Here is a 15,395-nt window from a genome sequence, read left to right as displayed (position 1 = left end):
CAGCAAGGTTCAGTGAATGAACCTTCATTGGGTACGATGGGTTGCATGGCTCTCGGCAAGGACTACGCCCACCAGCAGTGCTCCATCGCCCGCGCCCTCGAGGTCATCGGTGAGCGCTGGACCCTGCTCGTCGTGCGCGACGCCTTCTACGGCGTCCGCCGCTACAACGACTTCCTCGTGCACCTCGGCGCTCCCCGCGCCGTCCTCGCCGCCCGCCTCCAGGCCCTCGTCGAGGCCGGTGTCCTCGACCGCCGGCGCTACCAGGAGTCGCCCCCGCGCGACGAGTACGTGCTCACCGACCGCGGTCTCGCCCTCTGGCCCGTCCTGCGTTCGCTCGGTGCCTGGGGGCGGGCCGAGGTCCCCGGAGCCCTGGCGGTGCGCCACTTCCACCACGCCGACTGCGGCACCGAACTCGGCCCGTACGGCGAGTGCCCGGCCTGCCGCGTCCCCGTACCGCCCGCCGACGTCGAGATGCGGCCCGGCGACGGGCTCGACCGGGATCCGGCGGACCCGGTCAGCCGCGCCCTGCTGGCGCCCCGCAGGCTCCTCCTCGCCCTGGATCACACGAAGGGCTGAGCCGGGGAACTCCGGGTGCGCCTCGCACGTCCTCTCGGTGGGAAACTGTTGAGCGACGAGAGGAAGGAGGCGCGGAATGACGACCAGGAGCCTTGCTCTGCGGGTCCTCGCGCCGCTGTTCTTCCTCCTCGCCCTCGCCGACCTCCTGCTCTCCGACGGCGGCGGCGTCTCCGCCGCGGTCGCGCTCGCCGCGACCACCGTCGTCTGCGCCCTGTTCGGGGCCCGTACGGCCCCGGCCGTGCCGCCCACCGCCGTGCGCACCGCCATCCGCGACCGCGAGCGGCGCACCGCCTTCCTGCCCCAGCGCGATCCCGACGCCGCGGGGCGTCGCAGACCCCGCGCTCCCGGCCGTCCCCTCCTGACGGCCGCGTAGGGAGCCCCGCACCACCTCACCCAGGACACGCTCGCCCGGACACCGCACCGGGCATCCCTCGCGCGGATCCGTCATGCCGAGACCCGACATCTCCCCGGCACGACGAGACCCCACGGAGGGCTCCCCCATGTCCGTCTTCGCTTCGCTGGTCGAGCGGCTCGCCGCCCTGCTCGAACCGCTCTTCGCCACCACCGCCACGGCCGCCGCGATCGTCCTCTTCACGATGCTCGTACGGCTCGCGGTCCACCCGCTGTCCCGGGCCTCCGCCCGCGGGCAGAAGGCGCGCACCCGGATCGCGCCGGAACTCGCGGCGCTCCGCAAGAAGCACGCCAAGAATCCCGAGAAGCTGCGCAAGGCGGTGACGGAGCTGCACGCGCGGGAGAAGGTCTCGCCGTTCGCCGGGATCCTGCCCAGCCTGCTCCAGGCGCCCGCGTTCCTGCTGATGTACCACCTGTTCGCCGGTGACCGGATGGCCGGGCACGCCCTGTTCGCCGCCCCGCTGGGCGACCACTGGGCCGACGCCCTCGACCACGGCGGCCCCTTCGGCCCGGCCGGCCGGGTCTATCTCGTCCTCTTCGCGCTCGTCGCCGCCGTGGCCACGTACACGTACCGGCGTACGAAGGCGCAGCTCGCCGCCCAGCCCATGGATCTGGGCCAGCCCACGCCGGGCGCGGGAGCCATCGCCAAGGTGATGCCGCTGCTCTCCTTCGCCACCCTGATCACGGTCGCCGTCGTCCCCCTCGCCGCCGCCCTCTACGTCGTCACGAGCACCACCTGGACGGCCGTCGAGCGCACCCTGCTCTTCCGGGAACGGGCGGAGAAGGAGCCCGCCGCGCCGCTTGCTACTCGCGCGTAAGGGTCCAGTGGCTGAACGGGGTCTTGCAGAGTGACCTGATGTCTTGGAGGATCGACCAATCCTCCGATGGCCGCACTCCATCGGCCGGGGTACCTCAGGGTCCTTTCCCGGGCCCGCCTCGACCACAGGGAGAAGTCCATGAAGCTGCTGCGTGTCGGCCCGCCCGGAGCCGAGCGTCCCGCCCTGCTCGACCAGGACGGGACGCTTCGCGACCTGTCCGCGCTGGTCGACGACATCGACGGCAGTCTGCTCGCCGACGCCTCCGCCCTCGACCGGGTACGGGCCGCCGCCGGTGCCGGCGTGCTGCCCGCGCTCGACGCCACCGGGCTGCGCGTCGGCCCGCCCGTCGGCCGGATCGGGAAGGTCGTGTGCATCGGGCTGAACTACCACGGTCACGCCGCCGAGACCGGCCAGGCCACCCCGGCCGAGCCCGTCGTCTTCCTCAAGGCCGCCGACACCGTCGTCGGCCCGGACGACACCGTGCTCGTCCCGCGCGGCTCGGTGAAGACCGACTGGGAGGTGGAGCTCGCGATCGTCATCGGCCGCACCGCCCGCTACCTGGAGACCGACGAGCAGGCCCTCGCGCACGTGGCCGGGTACGCCGTCGCCCACGACGTCTCCGAGCGCGAGTTCCAGATCGAGCGCGGCGGTACCTGGGACAAGGGCAAGAACTGCGAGACCTTCAACCCGCTCGGCCCCTGGCTCGTCACCGCCGACGAGGTGCCGGACCCGCAGGCGCTCGGCCTGCGCCTCTGGGTCAACGGCGAGCTCAAGCAGGACGGCCACACCTCGGACCAGATCTTCCCCGTCGCCGAGGTCGTCCGGTACGTCAGCCGCTTCATGACGCTCCACCCGGGCGACATCATCAACACCGGCACCCCCGCGGGTGTCGCCATGGGGCAGCCGGACCCCAAGCCGTACCTGCGCCCCGGTGACGTCGTCGAGCTGGAGGTCGACGGCCTGGGGCGGCAGCGGCAGGAGCTCAAGAGCGCCTGACCCGATCGCCTCCCTCTCCGGGAGGACGGCGGCGCCCCGCGTGGGGCGCCGCCGTCCTCGTCAGCCGGTGGCGGAGGCGGCGGCGGAGGCGTACGAGCCGAGGAGCCGCTCCAGCGCCTCGACGACCATCGCGTGGTCCTCGGCCTGCGGCAGCCCCGAGACCGTGACCGAGCCGATCACGCCCGCGCCCTCGACCGCGACCGGGAACGCGCCGCCGTGCGCCGCGTACCGGTCGGGGTCGAGGCGCGAGGACGCCTCGAAGGTCGTCCCCTTGGCGCGGAACCGAGCGCCGACCAGGAACGAGCTGACGCCGTACCGCTCGACGACCCGGCGCTTGCGGTCGATCCAGGCGTCGTTGTCCGCGCTCGACCCCGGCAGCGCGCAGTGGAACAGCTGCTGCGGCCCGCGCCTGATGTCGATCGCCACCGGCGCCCCGCGCTCGCGGGCGATGCCGACGAGCATGCTCCCGAGCGTCCAGGCGTCCTCGTACGTGAAGCGGGGGAGGACCAGCCTGGCCTCCTGCGCCTCCAGTTCGCCCACTTCCCGGTCGCTCACAGCGTCACCGTGACGCCCTCGCGGGCGGACCGCTTCGCCGCCTCCAGGACGTCGAGCGCGGCCGCGGCCTCGTGCGCCGTCACCGGGTTCTCGCCGGTGCCGCGCAGGGCGGCCGCGACGGCCGCGTAGTACGCCGGGTAGTCGCCCGGCAGCGACTCGACCGGGGTCCCGCCGCCGGTCAGCGGCGACTCGCCGGAGCCGAGCCGGCCCCACAGCTCCTCGGGCTCCATGCCCCACACCCCGCCCGGCTCCGGGCGCAGCCCCTCGCGGAGGGCCGCCTCCTGCGGGTCGAGGCCGTACTTCACGAAGCCCGCGCGCTGCCCGAGCACCCGGAAGCGGGGACCCAGCTGGGCGGTGGTGGCGCTCACGTACAGGTGCGAACGGACGCCGCTCGCGTGGGTGAGCGCGAGGAAGGTGTCGTCGTCGGCCTCGGCGCCCGGCCGGCGGACGTCCGACTCGGCGTACACGGAGACCACCGGGCCGAAGAGGACCAGGGCCTGGTCGACGACATGACTGCCCAGGTCGTAGAGCAGGCCGCCGATCTCCGACGGCGCGCCGGACTCGCGCCAGCCGCCCTTGGGCAGCGGGCGCCAGCGCTCGAAGCGGGACTCGAAGCGCTGGACCTCGCCGAGCGCCTTCTCGCCGAGGAGCCGGCGCAGGGTCAGAAAGTCGTTGTCCCAGCGGCGGTTCTGGAAGACGGAGAGCAGCAGGCCCCGCTCCTCGGCGAGGGCCGCGAGGGCGCGGGCCTCGGCGGCGGTGCCGGCCAGCGGCTTGTCGACGACGACCGGCAGCCCCGCCTCCAGGGCGGCCGTGGCGATCGCGACGTGCGTCTTGTTGGGGGAGGCGACGACGATCAGGTCGAGCTCGTCCGCCGCCCCGTCCGCCCACAGCTCCTCGGGAGCGGCCACGACCCGGACCCCCGGGTGGGCGGCGCGGGCCTCGGCGGCCCGCTCGGGGTTGCCGGTGGTGACGGCGGCGAGGGCGAGGTCCTCGGACGCGGCGATCAGGGGGGCGTGGAAGACGGAGCCCGCGAGGCCGTAGCCGACGAGGCCGACGCGGAGGGGGGTGCGGGGGGTGCCAGTCATGCCCCTCACTTAAGCAACGGTGTTGCCAAAGTGCAAGCGGCAGCGACAATGGGCAGGTGGAGACGGACCTGATCGGAGTGGTGGAGTGAACGTGCCGGCCCTGCGCAGCCCCAACGCGGCGCTCGTGCTCGACCTGCTGCGCACCGCGGGCGAGACCGGGATCAGCCGCCTCGAACTGGCCGAGCGGACCGGGCTCACCCCACAGGCCGTCAGCAAGATCACCGCGCGGCTCCGGTCCGAGGGCCTCGCGGCGGAGGCCGGCCACCGTGCCTCGACGGGAGGGAAGCCCCGTACGGTCCTGCGGCTCGTCCCCACCGCCGGGTACGCCGTCGGCGTCCACCTGGACCGCGACGAACTGACCACCCTGCTCACCGACCTCGCGGGCGCGGTCGTCGACCGGCGCACGCGCGCCCTGGACCTCGGGGCGGGCGCGGGCCCGGTCCTGGACGCGGTGACGGAGGAGGTACGGGCGCTGCTGGCCGGTGCCGCCGCCCCCGCGGCCGAGCCGGAGCCCGCCCCCGGCGTCGGGCCGGAGCCTGCCCGCGCGTCCGAGCCGGAGCCCGCCCACGCCGTCGAGCCGGAGCGTGCCCGCGCGACCGGGCGCGAGCCCGCTCGCGCACCCGCGCCCGCCGCCGCGCCCGCGTCCGTCCTCGTCCTCGGTGTCGGTGTCGCCATGCCCGGGCCGCTCGACCACCGTGCCGGAGTCCCGGGCCGCGTGACCGGGTTCCCCGAGTGGGACGGCCACCCCGTCCGCGAGGAGCTGGCCCGGCGCCTCGGGCTGCCCGTCGTCCTCGACAAGGACACCAACGCCGCCGCCCTCGGCCTCGCCGTCCGCCCCGGCGCCCCCGGCTCCTTCGCCTACGTCCACCTCGGTACGGGGCTCGGCGCCGGCCTCGTCCTCGGCGGGGCGCCGCTCCGGGGGGACAGGACGGGCGCCGGTGAACTCGGCCACCAGACCGTCCAGCTCGACGGGCCCCCGTGCGGCTGCGGCGGGCGCGGCTGCCTGGAGGTCCTGTGCCTCGCGGCGGTCGCGCGCGGCGACGGAGCCGGGGCCGCGCGCATCCTCGGCGCGGGCGCGGCCAACGTCGTACGGCTCCTCGACATCGACCAGGTCCTGCTCGGCGGCCGGCTGGTCCTCGCCGCGCCGGAGGTGTTCGCGGGCGGGGTGCGGGAGGTCCTCACCGGGCTCGGCCTGACGGCCCCGGTGGGGGTGGCGGGGGAGGGGGACGCGGTGGCGGCGGGGGCCGCCTGGCTGATCCTCGCCCCGGTCTTCGGGAAGTAGGCCGCGCTCCGGCCTTCGGGATGGAGGCCGCGCTCCGGTCTTCGGGATGGAGGCCGCGCTCCGGTCGTCAGGAAGGAGGCCGGTGAGCGAGAGGGCCGATAGGTAAAGAAGTACGTACGACAGTAGGCCGATCGGGCGGACCGGCCGGGCCGTCCGGGGGCGGGCGCGGTGTCGCTGCCCGCCCCCGCCCCGGCGGCATGGCAGCGTCGCGGCCGCCCCGTTCGTCCGCGAGCAAGCAAAGGCCTCCGCCCCATGGCATCCGTCCCCCTGCGGCCCCGCAGCGCCCGTGCCCTCACCACGGCGGCCGCTCTGGCGGCCACCGCGACCGCCCACCTGGCCCTGGCGCCACCCGCCCTGACCGCCCAGGCCCCCTCGGCCCCCTCGACGACGGCCCCCGCCCCGGCGCAGGCCGCACCCGACATCCCCGCCCCGGATCCCCCCGCCCCCGCCTGCGGCACGCCCTCCGGCTCCGCCTTCCCCCTCGACACGCGGATCCACGGCGGGCCGGCGGACTACCCCGCGGGCGGCCCCCTCCAGGAGTGGAAGCTCGATCTCACCAACACCACCGACGGCGTCTGCTCCGGCATCCATCCCGTGCTCGTCCTCACCGACGAGCAGCGGGCGCTGCGGCCCGGGCAGATCCGGTTCGAGTTCTACGACGAAGGGGCCGCGCGCTGGCGGCCCGTCACCTTCGAGGCGACCGAACAGGCCGAGAACGTCGGCGCGTTCACCGGCCCCGACGGCCCCGGCAGCTCGACCGGCCCCGACGGCCTCGGCACGTCGACCGGCGTCGACGGCCCCGACGGCTTCGGCGGTTTCACGGTCCCCGCGGGCCAGACCCTCACCGTCTCCGTACGGCTCGGGTTCCATGCCCGGACCACCCCCGGTGCGGTCGTCGTGAACGCCGCGGTCGTCCAGCGCCGGGGTGCCGACGGCGACTGGGTCGGCGAGTCCGGCGACTACCGCCTCACCGTGGGCCCGGTCGCCCCGAACCGCTCCACCGGTGCCGACGACCCCGCACCTGACACATCCGGCACCCCCGCCCCGGCCACCCCCTCCCGGCCGCCCGGGGTCACGCCCCGCCCGCCGGGCTCCACCGCCGCGGACCCGGAAGACCTCGTGCTCGCCGGTCCTGACCGCGAACTCGCCACCACAGGAAGGGAGTCGGAGGAGTACGTCATGCTCCTCGCCCCCCTCGCGGCCGCCCTCGTCCTCCTCGGCGCGGTGCTGTTCCGGTCCGCCCGCCGGGCCCGGCACCGGTGAGTCATGCCACGTACACCTTCCCGTTCATCCCCGTCTGCGACCATCCCCCGGTGAACTACCAGAACACCCCCGGCACCCCGGGCGCCCCCGTGAACTCCGGCATCCCGGAGCACGGCCGCGTGCCCAAGTACTACGCCGTGAAGGCCAGACTCGCCGTGATGGTGGACGAGTTGGGGGAGGGTGGGCTGCTGCCCACCGAGCGCGACCTCGCCGTCCGGTACGAGGTGTCCCGCGAGACCGTCCGGCAGGCGCTGCGCGAACTCCTCCTGGAGGGGCGGCTGCGCCGCCAGGGCCGGGGCACGGTCGTGGCGGGCCCCAAGCTCGAACAGCCGCTCTCGCTCGCGAGCTACACGGAGGGTGTCCGCCGGCAGGGCCTCCGCCCCGGCCGCAGCCTCATCTCGCTCGACCGGTTCCCCTGTCCGGAGGCGCTCGCCCCGGAGGTCGGCGCCGAACGCGGCGAGCCCGTCTGGCACATGGAGCGCGTACTCCTCGCCGACGACGAGCGGGTCGGCCTGGAGAGCACCTATGTCTCCGAGGCCCGCGCCCCGCGCCTGGACACCGAGTTCGACCCGGACTCCTCCTTCTACTCGTACCTCCACGACCGCCTCGGCATCTCCTTCGGCGATGCCGACGAGCGCATCGAGACGGTCCTCGCGACGCCCCGCGAGGCCCTCCTCGTGGGGACGCCGCCGGCCCTGCCGATGCTGCTGCTCCACCGCATCTCCCGGGACACCGAGGGGCGGCCCCTGGAGCGGGTCCGCACCCTCTACCGGGGCGACCGGTTCAGCTTCACCGCCCACCTGGGGCGGCAGGGCTGATCCCGGGAGGGAACGGCGGGCCGCGCGCCGGGAACCATCACGACCCCCTCTGGATCACAGGAAGGTAACGGGTCTGGTCCAAGCTTGTCGGGCCGTTCACCGTCCGGTCGCCCACCGGCCCCGTCCGGGTCACCCGTTCCCAGGACCGTCGACGGCATGAAGGTGATCGTCGTAGGAGCCGGCGTGGTGGGAACCATGCACGCCTGGCACGCAGTGGAACGCGGCCACGAGGTCGTACACATCGAGCGCGAGGCCGAGGCGCGCGGAGCGTCCCTCCGCAACTTCGGCCAGATCTGGGTGAGCGGACGGGCGGGCGGAGAGGAACTGGACACCGCCCTGCGCGCCCGGGAGCTCTGGGAGGGCATCGGCGCCCGGGTCCCCGGCCTGGGCTTCCGGGCCATCGGCTCGCTCACCCCGGTACGGAACGCGCTGGAACTCGCCGTCGCCGAGGCCGCGGTGGCCCGCCCCGACGCCGCCGCCCGCGGCTACAAGCTGCTGACGGCCGACGAGGCCCGCGCGGTCAACCCGGCCCTGCGCGGCGCGTTCGAGGCGGCGCTCTGGTGCGAGCGGGACGCGGCCGTCGAACCCCGCCTCGCCCAGCTCGCCCTCCGTGAGGCCCTCCTCGCCACCGGGAAGTACACCTTCCTGCCGAACCGCGAGGTCCGGGACGTCGTGGGGGAGAACGCGGTCCGTGACGACCGCGGCGAGGTCCACAGCGGCGACGCCGTCGTCCTGTGCACCGGCGCCTGGCTCTCCGGCCTCGTCCGCGAGGTCGCCGGCGAGATCCCCGTCCGCCGTGTCCGGCTCCAGATGATGCAGACCGAGCCCCTCGGCGAGGCGCTCACCACCTCCGTCGCCGACGCCGACTCCTTCCGCTACTACCCGGCGTACGCCTCCGAGGCCCTGGACTCCCTCCAGGCCGCGCAGCCGCAGGACCCGACCGCCGCCGCGCACAGGATGCAGCTCCTGATGGTGCAGCGCCTCGACGGCGGACTGACCATCGGCGACACCCACGAGTACGAGCACCCGTTCGCCTTCGACACCCTCGAAGACCCCTACGAGCACCTCACCCGCGTCGTCGAGTCCTTCCTCGGCCGCCCGCTGCCGAAGATCAAGCGGCGCTGGGCCGGGGTGTACGCGCAGTGCGTCGACACCAGCCGGGTCGTCCACCGCCAGCGGGTCCGGGACGGCGTGTGGCTGGTGACCGGGCCCGGCGGCCGCGGCATGACCTGCTCGCCCGCCATCGCCGAGAAGACCGCAGACGAACTGGGCTGGTGAACCACATGAACCCCACGAACCCCACGGACCGGACGAACCCCACGGACCGGACGAACCCCACGGACCGCGTGAACCGCATGGACTCCGCGGACGGGCACGGCCTCGTCGTCCTCGACATGGCCGGCACCACCGTCGCCGACGGCGGCCTCGTCGAGCAGGCCTTCACCGCCGCCGCCGAGCGGCTCGGCGAAGACCCGGCCACGATGATCGACTACGTCCGCGCCACCATGGGCGAGTCCAAGATCTCCGTCTTCCGCCACCTCTTCGGCGGTGACGAGGCCCGCGCCCGGCAGGCCAACCTGGCCTTCGAGGCGGCCTACGGCGAACTGGTCTCCGGCGGCCGGATCGCCCCGGTACCCGGCGCCGCCGAGGCGATCGCCGAACTGAGGTCCCAGGGCCGCCGGGTGGTCCTCACCACCGGGTTCGCCCGGGTCACCCAGGACGCCATCCTCGACGCGCTCGGCTGGCGGGACCTGGTCGAACTGACCCTCTGCCCGGCGGACGCCGGCGGTCGCGGACGCCCGTACCCGGACATGGTCCTCGCGGCCTTCCTCCGTACCGGAGCCGTGGACGACGTCCGGCAGCTCGTGGTCGCGGGCGACACCTCGTACGACATGCTCAGCGGGGTCCGCTCGGGCGCCGGGATCGTCGCGGGCGTCCTGACCGGTGCGCACGACGAGGCGGCGCTCAGGGAGCACGGCGCGACGCACGTCCTCACCTCGATCGCCGAACTGCCCTCGCTGCTGGGGGAGTCGGACGCATGACCAGCGGCATCCGCTTCGACGCCGTGTCCGTCGCGTACGGCGGCACCACCGTGCTCGACCGGCTCGACCTGACCGTCGAGCCCGGCGAGGTCATGGCCCTCCTCGGGCCCTCGGGCTCCGGCAAGACCACCGCGCTGCGGGCCGTCGCCGGGTTCGTGCGGCCGGCCTCCGGGCGGGTGCTCATCGGCGACCGTGACGTCACCGGCCTCCCGCCGTACAAGCGGGGGATCGGCATGGTCGTCCAGCAGTACGCCCTCTTCCCGCACCTGCGGGTCGAGGCCAACGTCGCCTTCGGCCTCAAGGCGCAGAAGGTCCCCAAGGGCGAGATCGCCGGCCGGGTCGCCGAGGCCCTGGAGATGACCGGCATGGCGGCCTACGCCCACCGGTACCCCCGGGAGCTCTCCGGCGGCCAGCAGCAGCGCGTCGCCATCGCCCGCGCCCTCGCCATCCGGCCCCAGGTCCTCCTCCTCGACGAGCCGCTCTCCGCGCTCGACGCGCAGCTGCGCTCCGGCATGCTGGCCGAACTGGCGCGCCTCCACCGCGAGTTGCCCGAGGTGTCGATCCTGTACGTCACCCACGACCAGGTCGAGGCGCTGACCCTCGCGGACCGGATCGCGGTCATGGACAAGGCCCGGCTCCAGGACTGCGGCACCCCGCAGGACCTGTACCGCAGGCCGCGCACGGAGTTCACCGCCTCGTTCGTCGGCAACGCCAACCTGCTGCCGGTGACGGTCGGCAGCGACGGCGTCGTCTTCGACGGGACCGAGCTGAAGGTCGCCGGGGAGGGCACGCCCGGTCCGGTCCCCGGCGCGGGCGCCACCCTCTGCGTCCGGCCCCATCTGGTCGGCCTCGGGGACGGTCCGAACGCGCTGCGCGGCCGGATCAGCGAGGTCCAGTGGCGGGGGTCCACGCACCGGCTGTACGTGGAGGTCGGCGGCCACCGGGTGAAGGCCGACGTGCGGGAGCTGCGGGAGACACCGCTGCTCGGGACCGAGGTCACGCTGCACTTCGCACCCGAGGACGCGGTGCTCCTGGGAGCGGGGGTCTCCGATGGCTAGCGCCGTGAGCACCGCCGCCCCGGCGGCGACGGCCACCCGGACCCACCGCTCCACCCCCGGCTGGGTCTGGGCCCTCCCACCCGTCGCCGTGCTCGCCGTCGTCTTCCTCTACCCGCTCGCGCTCGTCGTCCAGGAGTCCATGGCCCCCGGCGCGTACGGTGACGTCTTCGCCTCCACGTCCTTCCGCGAGGCCCTCGTCACCACGGTGTGGCTCGCGGTCGCCTCCACCGCCGGGTGCCTCGTCCTCGGCTTCGTGCTCGCGGTCGTGATCGCGTTCGTCCCGTTCCCCGGCGGGAAGGCGGTGTCGAAGTTCATCGACGTCTTCCTCTCCTTCCCGTCCTTCCTGATCACCCTCGCCCTGCTGTTCCTCTACGGCACGGTCGGCATGGCCAACGGCGTCTGGACGGACGTCACCGGGGACCCCTCGGGCCCCTTCCGGTTCCTGACCACCCCGTGGGGCGTCCTCCTCGCCGAGATCACGTACTTCACCCCGTTCGTGATGCGGCCGCTGCTCGCGGCCTTCTCGCAGATGGAGACGGCCCAGCTGGAGGTCGCGTCCTCGCTCGGCGCCCGGCCGCTGCGGATCGTCCGGCAGGTGATCCTGCCGGAGGCGCTGCCCGCGCTCGCCGCCGGCGGCAGCCTCGTCCTCGTCATGTGCCTGAACGAGTTCGGGATCGTGCTCTTCACCGGGGCCAAGGGCGTCACGACCCTCCCGATGCTCGTGTACAGCAAGGCGATTCTCGAGTCCGACTACGCGGCCGCCTGTGTCGTCGCCGTCGTCAACGTGGCCCTCTCCGTGGGCCTCTACCTCCTCTACCGGGGGGTGAGCCGACGTGCTGGTGCATAGCCGTACGGGCCGGTGGACGGCCTGGGCCACCTTCGCCGTCCTGTTCGTCCCGCTCTTCGCCCTCCCCCTCCTGGTCATCGTCGCCGCCTCGTTCTCCACGAACTGGTCCGGCGCCTTCCCCTCCGGACCGACCACCGGGCACTACGCGGCGGCCGTCCGCGGGGAGTCCCTCCAGGCCCTCACCACCAGCCTGGTGACGGCCCTGACCGCGAGCCTGATCGCGCTGACCGTCGGCACCTGGGCCGCGCTCGCCGGGGCCGCGCTCGGCAGGAAGGGCAAGAGGGTCCTCGACGCGCTGTTCATGCTGCCGGTCGCCGTGCCGTCCGTCGTCGTCGGCCTGGCCGTCCTCGTCGCCTTCTCGCAGCCGCCGGTGCTCCTCAACGGCACGCGCTGGATCGTGATCCTCGCGCACACCGTGCTCGTCACGGCGTTCGCCCACCAGTCGGTGTCGGCCGCGATCCAGCGGCTCGACCCCTCGTACGAGCAGGCGGCGGCCAGTCTCGGCGCCCGCCCCTCGTACGTCCTGCTCCGGGTGAGGCTGCCGCTCCTGCTGCCCTCCCTGAACGCCGCCGCCGGACTCTGCTTCGCCCTGTCCATGGGCGAGCTGAGCGCCACGATGATGCTCTACCCGCCGGACTGGATGCCGCTCCCGGTGCTCATCTTCACCGCCACCGACCGCGGTTCCCTCTTCACCGGATCGGCGCTGGCCGTGGTCCTCATGGCCACCACCCTGCTGGCCCTGCTCGCCGTCTCCCGCATCCGTACCAAGGCTTCCTTCCGCTAGATCTGCCGTCCCCCGACCTTCCCCGAGCGTCCTTCCGCTCAAGATCTTCAGGAGAAAACGACGTTATGCGTTCGTACGCCAAGCCGATCGCCGCCGTCACCGGCTCCCTCGTCCTCGCCGCTGGCCTCACCGCCTGCGGTGGTTCCTCCGCCGCGTCCGACGAGAGGACCGTCACCGTCTACAGCGCCGACGGCCTCAAGGGCGAGGCGGGAGACGGCTGGTACGACAAGGTCTTCGCCGACTTCGAGAAGAAGACCGGCATCAAGGTCGAGTACGTCGAGGGCGGCTCCGGGGAGATGGTGCAGCGCGCCCTCCGCGAGAAGAGCAACACCCAGGCCGACGTCATCGTGACCCTGCCGCCCTTCATCCAGCAGGCGGGCTCCAAGGGCCTCCTGCAGAAGTACACCCCGCAGGGCGCCGACCAGGTCGGCGGGGGTGACAAGGCGAGCGACGGCACCTGGACCTCGGTCGTCAACAACTACTTCGGCTTCATCCACAACAAGAAGGAGCTGCCCGCCGCCCCCACCTCCTGGGAGGAGCTGCTCGACGGCCGGTTCAAGGACAAGCTCCAGTACTCCACCCCCGGCGTCGCGGGCGACGGCACCGCCGTCCTCATCAAGGCGATGCACGACTTCGGCGGCCGGGAGCCGGCCATGGAGTACCTGAAGAAGCTCCAGGCCAACAACGTCGGACCGTCCTCCTCCACCTCCAAGCTCGCCCCCAAGGTGGACAAGGGCGAGCTCCTCGTCGCCAACGGCGATGTGCAGATGAACTTCGCCCAGTCCAAGTCCATGCCGAACCTCGGCATCTGGTTCCCGGCCAAGGGCGCGGGCAGGCCCACCACCTTCGCCCTGCCGTACGCGGCCGGCCTGGTGGCCAAGGCCCCGCACACCGAGAACGGCAAGAAGCTCCTCGACTTCATGCTGACCGAGGGGGCCCAGCGCGAGGTCAGCGCGATCGGCGGCGGCTTCCCGGCCCGCAAGGACGTCAAGGCCACGGACGCCAACGCCATCGCACTGGCCGAACTGATGCAGGGCGTCGAGGTCTTCGAGCCGGACTGGGCCGACATCGACAAGAACCTCAAGACGTACGTCGACGCGTGGAAGTCGGCCACGGGCAGCTGACACATCGCCTCCCGCCACCAAGAGTTCACCGCACGACCCTGGAACGCCCCCGGACATCGCGGAAAGATAACGGGTACGGACCGACGATCAACGCCCCTGAGGAATCAGGGGCGTTGGCGCGTCCCCGTACCCCATCGACCCCGCCCACGGAGGACTCCGACATGCCGATCACCGGCATCTCCCGACGCACCGTGCTCGCCGCCGCCGGTGCCACCGCGGCCGTCGCCGCCACCGGTCTCGCCACCGCCCCCGCCGCCCTGGCCGCCGCCGCGCCCACGCTCCCCGACGGCACCAGCAAGGACAAGGTCCTCGTCGTCGGCATGGACGGCCTGCGCCACGACCGGATCGACGCCGCCAAGGCCCCGCACCTCAAGTCCCTCATGGCGAACGGCACCTTCGGCCGCTCCCTGCTCTACGCCGGCCCGATGGCCGCGACCTCCTCCGGCCCCGGCTGGTCCACCGTCTCCACCGGCGTCTGGCCCGACAAGCACGGCGTGAAGGACAACACCTTCGCCGGCAAGAACTACGGCCGGTACCCCGGCTTCCTGGCCCGCCTGAACCAGGTCCGCCCCGAGCTCTCGCTCTTCGCCGCCGTCGACTGGCCCGAGCTCGACACCCACGGCACCGTCACCCCCGGCGCCGACGCCAAGCTCGTCTACGACAACGACTACGTCGTCAACGACCTCGTGATCACCGACATCACCGAGGACATCCTGCGCAACCAGAACCCCGACGTCCTCTTCGTCTACTTCGGCGAGACCGACGAGATCGGCCACAACTACGGGGCCGCGCACAGCAAGTACCTCGACGCGATCGACGTCCAGGACGGCTACCTCGGCCGGCTGCTCGCCGCGATCAAGGCCCGCCCGGCGTACGCCACCGAGCGCTGGACGGTCATCGTCGCCACCGACCACGGTCACACCGACGGCGGCGGCCACGGCGGCTCCTCCATCGAGGAGCGGCGCACCTTCGTCCTCGCCCAGGGCCCGGGCATCGCCGCCGGAGCCCGCCCCATCGACACCCGGCTCGTCGACGTCGCCGCCACCGTCTTCCGCCAGCTCGGCATCACCCCCGCCGCGTCCTGGGGCCTCGACGGCAAGCCGGTCCAGGAGCGCTCCACCGACCCCTTCGACAGCCTGTACGGGTCGCTCGCCGGCCGCGTCGACGAGACCGGCATCCCCGCCGGGATCCTCGGCTTCACCCACACCGCGCCCGGCGGCTGGTCCGTCATCGACAACGCCATGGGCACCGGCGGCATGGCCGAGTGGCGCGGCTGGTCCTTCACCACCGACGAGTTCTGGTCCCGCTCCCAGCGCGACCAGTCCCGCGAGCTGAACGTGCGTGCCCGGGGCGTCTTCGCCGTCGCCGACTCCGACGAGTGGGCGGACAAGGCGTTCTCGGGAACGTACGACTCGACGCTGGTCACCCCGGCGTACAGCGTGGCGGGCGCGAGCCGGGTCACCCTGGACTTCACGACCTTCTACCGCCAGGAGGGCAGCCAGACCGCACAGGTCCAGGCCGTCTTCAACGGCGGCGCCCCGACCCTCGTGAAGAGCTACACCGCCGACGTCGTCTCGCAGCCCCAGTCCCTCACGGTCGCCGTCCCGGCCGGCGCGTCCAGCGTGAGCTTCCGCTTCCGCTACACCGGTGCCAACAACTGGTACTGGGTGATCGACGGGGTCAAGGTCACGACCTCTTGATTAGGCTGGGGGCGTCGCCACAGCGCTGTCGCGGCG

Annotated in this window: 16 protein-coding genes; 14 read left to right on the top strand and 2 right to left on the bottom strand. The window is 73.4% G+C overall.

Going from position 1 to position 15,395, the window contains the following annotated elements:
- The first annotated feature begins 36 nt into the window (after window positions 1–36).
- The 4 genes from OG392_RS13910 to OG392_RS13895 all read left to right on the top strand — a co-directional run bounded on the left by OG392_RS13910 (window position 37) and on the right by OG392_RS13895 (window position 2,801).
- Complete coding sequence (locus OG392_RS13910; RefSeq protein WP_329279156.1) at window positions 37–576, top strand: winged helix-turn-helix transcriptional regulator; 540 nt, start codon at window positions 37–39, stop codon at window positions 574–576.
- Window positions 577–652: 76 nt separating this feature from the next.
- The gene (locus OG392_RS13905) at window positions 653–949 is read left to right on the top strand and encodes a DUF6412 domain-containing protein (RefSeq protein ID WP_329279154.1); all 297 of its coding nucleotides are present in this window, start codon (window positions 653–655) and stop codon (window positions 947–949) included.
- A gap of 127 nt (window positions 950–1,076) precedes the next feature.
- Complete coding sequence (locus tag OG392_RS13900; RefSeq protein ID WP_329279152.1) at window positions 1,077–1,805, top strand: YidC/Oxa1 family membrane protein insertase; 729 nt, start codon at window positions 1,077–1,079, stop codon at window positions 1,803–1,805.
- A gap of 138 nt (window positions 1,806–1,943) precedes the next feature.
- The gene (locus OG392_RS13895) at window positions 1,944–2,801 is read left to right on the top strand and encodes a fumarylacetoacetate hydrolase family protein (protein ID WP_329279150.1); all 858 of its coding nucleotides are present in this window, start codon (window positions 1,944–1,946) and stop codon (window positions 2,799–2,801) included.
- Between the two features lie 60 nt (window positions 2,802–2,861).
- Here the strand turns inward: OG392_RS13895 and OG392_RS13890 are convergent, their stop codons facing one another.
- Window positions 2,862–3,356, bottom strand: coding sequence for a heme-degrading domain-containing protein (locus tag OG392_RS13890; RefSeq protein ID WP_329279147.1), 495 nt, complete (start codon window positions 3,354–3,356; stop codon window positions 2,862–2,864).
- Window positions 3,353–4,441, bottom strand: a complete 1,089-nt coding sequence (locus OG392_RS13885; RefSeq protein ID WP_329279144.1) for a Gfo/Idh/MocA family oxidoreductase — start codon at window positions 4,439–4,441, stop codon at window positions 3,353–3,355. Before OG392_RS13885 ends, OG392_RS13890 begins: the two co-directional genes overlap by 4 nt.
- A gap of 85 nt (window positions 4,442–4,526) precedes the next feature.
- On the opposite strand from OG392_RS13885, the gene OG392_RS13880 reads away from it, so the two are divergent.
- The 10 genes from OG392_RS13880 to OG392_RS13835 all read left to right on the top strand — a co-directional run bounded on the left by OG392_RS13880 (window position 4,527) and on the right by OG392_RS13835 (window position 15,359).
- Entirely contained in the window at window positions 4,527–5,723 is a 1,197-nt protein-coding gene (locus OG392_RS13880; RefSeq protein WP_329279141.1) for an ROK family transcriptional regulator, read from the top strand.
- A gap of 252 nt (window positions 5,724–5,975) precedes the next feature.
- Window positions 5,976–6,986: a hypothetical protein gene (locus OG392_RS13875; protein WP_329279139.1), complete on the top strand. Its 1,011-nt coding sequence runs from the start codon at window positions 5,976–5,978 to the stop codon at window positions 6,984–6,986.
- A 50-nt stretch (window positions 6,987–7,036) separates the two neighbouring features.
- On the top strand, window positions 7,037–7,804 hold the full coding sequence (locus OG392_RS13870) for a GntR family transcriptional regulator (protein WP_329279136.1): 768 nt from the start codon (window positions 7,037–7,039) through the stop codon (window positions 7,802–7,804).
- A 156-nt stretch (window positions 7,805–7,960) separates the two neighbouring features.
- On the top strand, window positions 7,961–9,082 hold the full coding sequence (locus tag OG392_RS13865) for a TIGR03364 family FAD-dependent oxidoreductase (protein ID WP_329279134.1): 1,122 nt from the start codon (window positions 7,961–7,963) through the stop codon (window positions 9,080–9,082).
- 5 nt (window positions 9,083–9,087) lie between these two features.
- Window positions 9,088–9,846 carry a phosphonatase-like hydrolase gene (locus OG392_RS13860; RefSeq protein WP_443054770.1) on the top strand — a complete coding sequence of 253 codons (759 nt, stop codon included), beginning with the start codon at window positions 9,088–9,090 and terminating at the stop codon, window positions 9,844–9,846.
- Complete coding sequence (locus OG392_RS13855) at window positions 9,843–10,904, top strand: ABC transporter ATP-binding protein (RefSeq protein ID WP_329279133.1); 1,062 nt, start codon at window positions 9,843–9,845, stop codon at window positions 10,902–10,904. Before OG392_RS13860 ends, OG392_RS13855 begins: the two co-directional genes overlap by 4 nt.
- Window positions 10,897–11,751: a 2-aminoethylphosphonate ABC transporter permease subunit gene (locus tag OG392_RS13850; RefSeq protein ID WP_329279132.1), complete on the top strand. Its 855-nt coding sequence runs from the start codon at window positions 10,897–10,899 to the stop codon at window positions 11,749–11,751. Before OG392_RS13855 ends, OG392_RS13850 begins: the two co-directional genes overlap by 8 nt.
- On the top strand, window positions 11,738–12,535 hold the full coding sequence (locus OG392_RS13845; RefSeq protein WP_329279130.1) for an ABC transporter permease: 798 nt from the start codon (window positions 11,738–11,740) through the stop codon (window positions 12,533–12,535). Before OG392_RS13850 ends, OG392_RS13845 begins: the two co-directional genes overlap by 14 nt.
- 65 nt (window positions 12,536–12,600) lie before the next feature.
- On the top strand, window positions 12,601–13,659 hold the full coding sequence (locus OG392_RS13840; protein WP_329279128.1) for a 2-aminoethylphosphonate ABC transporter substrate-binding protein: 1,059 nt from the start codon (window positions 12,601–12,603) through the stop codon (window positions 13,657–13,659).
- Between the two features lie 161 nt (window positions 13,660–13,820).
- Window positions 13,821–15,359 (top strand): alkaline phosphatase family protein, encoded by a 1,539-nt coding sequence (locus OG392_RS13835; protein WP_329279126.1) that lies wholly within the window; start codon window positions 13,821–13,823, stop codon window positions 15,357–15,359.
- The last annotated feature ends 36 nt before the right edge of the window (window positions 15,360–15,395 follow it).

The organism is Streptomyces sp. NBC_00691 (genome assembly GCF_036226665.1).
GTDB lineage: Bacteria > Actinomycetota > Actinomycetes > Streptomycetales > Streptomycetaceae > Streptomyces.
Note: the sequence above shows the minus strand (reverse complement) of the source record. Positions and strands in the feature narration are given on the sequence as shown.

Coding starts and splice junctions, on each gene's coding strand:
- OG392_RS13895 (WP_329279150.1), top strand. CDS start 1,944: ATGAAGCTGCTGCGTGTCGGCCCGCCCGGAGCCGAGCGTCCCGCCCTG.
- OG392_RS13855 (WP_329279133.1), top strand. CDS start 9,843: ATGACCAGCGGCATCCGCTTCGACGCCGTGTCCGTCGCGTACGGCGGC.
- OG392_RS13910 (WP_329279156.1), top strand. CDS start 37: ATGGGTTGCATGGCTCTCGGCAAGGACTACGCCCACCAGCAGTGCTCC.
- OG392_RS13850 (WP_329279132.1), top strand. CDS start 10,897: ATGGCTAGCGCCGTGAGCACCGCCGCCCCGGCGGCGACGGCCACCCGG.
- OG392_RS13860 (WP_443054770.1), top strand. CDS start 9,088: ATGAACCCCACGAACCCCACGGACCGGACGAACCCCACGGACCGGACG.
- OG392_RS13835 (WP_329279126.1), top strand. CDS start 13,821: ATGCCGATCACCGGCATCTCCCGACGCACCGTGCTCGCCGCCGCCGGT.
- OG392_RS13865 (WP_329279134.1), top strand. CDS start 7,961: ATGAAGGTGATCGTCGTAGGAGCCGGCGTGGTGGGAACCATGCACGCC.
- OG392_RS13840 (WP_329279128.1), top strand. CDS start 12,601: ATGCGTTCGTACGCCAAGCCGATCGCCGCCGTCACCGGCTCCCTCGTC.
- OG392_RS13905 (WP_329279154.1), top strand. CDS start 653: ATGACGACCAGGAGCCTTGCTCTGCGGGTCCTCGCGCCGCTGTTCTTC.
- OG392_RS13885 (WP_329279144.1), bottom strand. CDS start 4,441: ATGACTGGCACCCCCCGCACCCCCCTCCGCGTCGGCCTCGTCGGCTAC.
- OG392_RS13875 (WP_329279139.1), top strand. CDS start 5,976: ATGGCATCCGTCCCCCTGCGGCCCCGCAGCGCCCGTGCCCTCACCACG.
- OG392_RS13900 (WP_329279152.1), top strand. CDS start 1,077: ATGTCCGTCTTCGCTTCGCTGGTCGAGCGGCTCGCCGCCCTGCTCGAA.